Source organism: Yoonia sp. (assembly GCF_042093035.1).
Classification (GTDB): domain Bacteria; phylum Pseudomonadota; class Alphaproteobacteria; order Rhodobacterales; family Rhodobacteraceae; genus Yoonia.
The window spans coordinates 1-2,785 of sequence record NZ_JBELFI010000193.1; the positions used below are offsets into that span (position 1 = coordinate 1).

Genomic DNA, 2,785 nt, shown 5'->3' on the forward strand with positions numbered 1-2,785 from the left:
ACCACGTGCGTAGTCCGTAAAGCACATGAACGTGCCGCCATAAGGCCGTGCGCCGCCATGCAGTGCCATGCCGTTCATCGCAGCGGCCATGCCATGTTCGCGCACACCGTAGTAGATGTAGCGGCCCTTGCGCCTGTCAGGGTGGAAAACGCCCATATCAGAGGTCAGCGTGTTATTCGAACCCGTTAAGTCAGCAGAACCCCCGATGGTTTCCTGCATGATCGGGTTAATCGCGGCCAGCACGTTCTCGGATGATTTGCGGGTCGCGACTTTCGGCGCGGTTTCACTGATTTGTTTTTTCAGCGCACGGATCGTGGACGCCAGACGCCTGGGTGCTTCGCCCGCGTAGATACGGGTGAACTCGTTTTTCTTGCTGTTGGACAGCTTTTCAAACCGCGCGTCCCATTCCGCGTGGGCCGTCGCACCGCGCGCACCGATGGCTTCCCATTGTGCCTTGACGTCCGCCGCGACTTCAAACGCACCCATAGGTGCGCCGTAAGCTTGCTTGGCGGCTTTGAGTTGGTCCGCATCCGTCAATGCGCCGTGACCCTTTGAGGTATCCTGCGCGGCGTGACCCAGAGCAATGTGGGTTTTGCAGGCAATCATGGACGGGCGCGGGTCTGCCTTGGCCGCGATGATTGCGGTATCAATCGCTTCGGGATCGTGGCCGTCGATGGACTGAACGTGCCAGCCACAGGCCTCAAAGCGCATCTGCTGATTGGTGATGTCGGCGATATCAACGGTGCCGTCGATTGTGATGTTGTTGTTGTCCCAGAAGACAATTAGGTTGCGCAGCTTCTGCATCCCCGCAAGCGCGATTGCTTCGTGGCTGATGCCTTCCATCAGGCAGCCGTCACCGGCCATAACATAAGTATTGTGATCGACGATCTTTTTGCCCCAAGTGGCGCGCTGGATTTCCTCTGCGATGGCAAATCCAACAGAATTTGCTAGACCCTGACCAAGCGGACCAGTTGTTGTTTCGATACCGCGTGCATGGCCGAATTCGGGGTGGCCTGCGGTTTTCGCACCCCATTGCCGGAAGTCTTTGATCTGCTGCAGTGGCATATCTTCATATCCGGTCAGATACATCAGCGCATAAAGCAACATGGAGCCATGACCAGCGGAAAGAATGAAGCGATCACGGTCCGCCCAGTCAGGCGCCTTCGGATCAAACTTGAGGTGCTTTTCAAAAAGAACCGTGGCGACGTCAGCCATGCCCATCGGCATACCTGAGTGGCCGGAGTTGGCGGCCGCAACAGCATCCAACGTCAGGGTCCGAATGGCGGTTGCTTTGTTCCAGTGATCGGGGTGGGCGGAGCGGAGGGCTGCAATATCCAAGGTGGTCAGGTCCTATTCTTCATGAAGAGCGTCATCTTTGCCAAGCCTCATATCAGGCCACCTGCATAGATCAAGCGTGACGGCTAAGTTCTTCTTATTTCAGGGGAGCGGCTGTTTGCGAGGACCGTAGGGATGGCATACGCTGCTCCAAACAGATCGCGATTCGGTGCGCTTGATGCAGCATTAGGCCGCAAGGGCCACTGATGGCAGGATCCGAAGGCGGCGCATAGGCTGCTTCGAAAGGACATGAGGATGAGTGATATCGGTGTATTAGAGGAGCGGCTCGCGCAAGCGCTCGACCGCATCCGCAAGGGCCTCGATGCCCGAGTGACGGCCGAGGGTGGTGATGCTGCACTTGGATCCGCTCTCGAAAAGGAGCGGGTAAAGAATGCCGAATTGGAGGCACGCGTCTCCGCACTGAAAGACCGGCAGGATACGCAAGTCACATCCTTGACCCAACGCGTTGAGAGCCAGCGCAACCAGCTTTCAAAACTCGACGCCGAATTACAGTCACTTCGGGCGGCAAACGTTGCATTGCGCGAGATGAACACAAAGCTGCGCCAGGCAGTCACCGACGGTCTGGCACCGGAGCTGCATGATGAAGCTGTGGCAGCCGAAGTCGCATCGCTTGCGGCGCAGCGCAACGCGGATGCTGCTGAAATAGACGCGATCATTGCCGAACTCAAACCCCTCATCTCGGAGAGCGCCAATGCCACAGGTTGAGATTGTCATCGCGGGCCGCACATTTGATGTCGCCTGTCAGGACGGTGAAGAGCATTACCTGCATTCAGCGGCTGCAATGCTTGATGTGGAAGCCAAACATCTGGCTGACCAGATCGGGCGTCTGCCTGAGGCGCGCATGTTATTGATGGCGGGTCTGATGCTTGCCGACAAGACCGCAGGGCTGGAGGACAGGGTCCGAACGCTTGAGGCGGAAATGGACGAAGCACGCGATTATGTTGAGAAGTTGAATGCGCAGCCTGCCCCTGATCCGATCCGCGTCGAGGTGCCAGTGGTACCTGCCCATGTGACCGAAGGTTTTGCTGAGCTTGCTGCCCGGGCAGAAGCCCTGGCCGACCAGATCGAGGCGAAATAGTCAGATAGGGCCGCTGCACCGCGGCCCCGATCGCTTTAGGCGTTGGCTTCGCGAATTTTGTCAGCGGCATCCTTGTCGAATGTCACGTCATTTTCCGCGAACAGCGTATCAAGCTCGCCCGAGAGGGTCATCTCTGTGATGATGTCGCAACCGCCCACGAATTCTCCTTTAACGTAGAGCTGCGGGATTGTGGGCCAGTCGGAATAGTCTTTGATGCCTTGACGTATGGCGTCGTCCGCCAGCACGTTTACATCACTGAAATCGACACCCATGAAGTTCAGCACACCAGCCACACGGGATGAGAACCCGCATTGCGGCGAGAGGCAGAGTTGGTCAAGGCTAACAACTTTT

The 2,785-nt window shown here is 57.4% G+C and carries 4 protein-coding genes; 2 read left to right on the forward strand and 2 right to left on the reverse strand.

The features are described from left to right. Nucleotides 1–1,338 (reverse strand): thiamine pyrophosphate-dependent enzyme (locus tag ACFDSS_RS14455; protein ID WP_375256414.1); only part of this gene is annotated, 1,338 nt, incomplete at its 3' end. 252 nt (nucleotides 1,339–1,590) lie between these two features. Between ACFDSS_RS14455 and ACFDSS_RS14460 the strand changes: the two genes are divergently transcribed. Further along, the gene (locus ACFDSS_RS14460) at nucleotides 1,591–2,061 is read left to right on the forward strand and encodes a hypothetical protein (RefSeq protein WP_375256415.1); all 471 of its coding nucleotides are present in this window, start codon (nucleotides 1,591–1,593) and stop codon (nucleotides 2,059–2,061) included. Beyond that, entirely contained in the window at nucleotides 2,048–2,434 is a 387-nt protein-coding gene (locus ACFDSS_RS14465; RefSeq protein ID WP_375256416.1) for a cell division protein ZapA, read from the forward strand. Before ACFDSS_RS14460 ends, ACFDSS_RS14465 begins: the two co-directional genes overlap by 14 nt. A 35-nt stretch (nucleotides 2,435–2,469) precedes the next feature. Here the strand turns inward: ACFDSS_RS14465 and ACFDSS_RS14470 are convergent. Then, nucleotides 2,470–2,785 (reverse strand): glutaredoxin domain-containing protein (locus tag ACFDSS_RS14470; protein ID WP_375256417.1); only part of this gene is annotated, 316 nt, incomplete at its 5' end.

Bases quoted from the DNA above. Each gene is read 5' to 3' on its own strand.
- ACFDSS_RS14465 (WP_375256416.1), top strand. From the start codon at position 2,048: ATGCCACAGGTTGAGATTGTCATCGCGGGCCGCACATTTGATGTCGCC.
- ACFDSS_RS14460 (WP_375256415.1), top strand. From the start codon at position 1,591: ATGAGTGATATCGGTGTATTAGAGGAGCGGCTCGCGCAAGCGCTCGAC.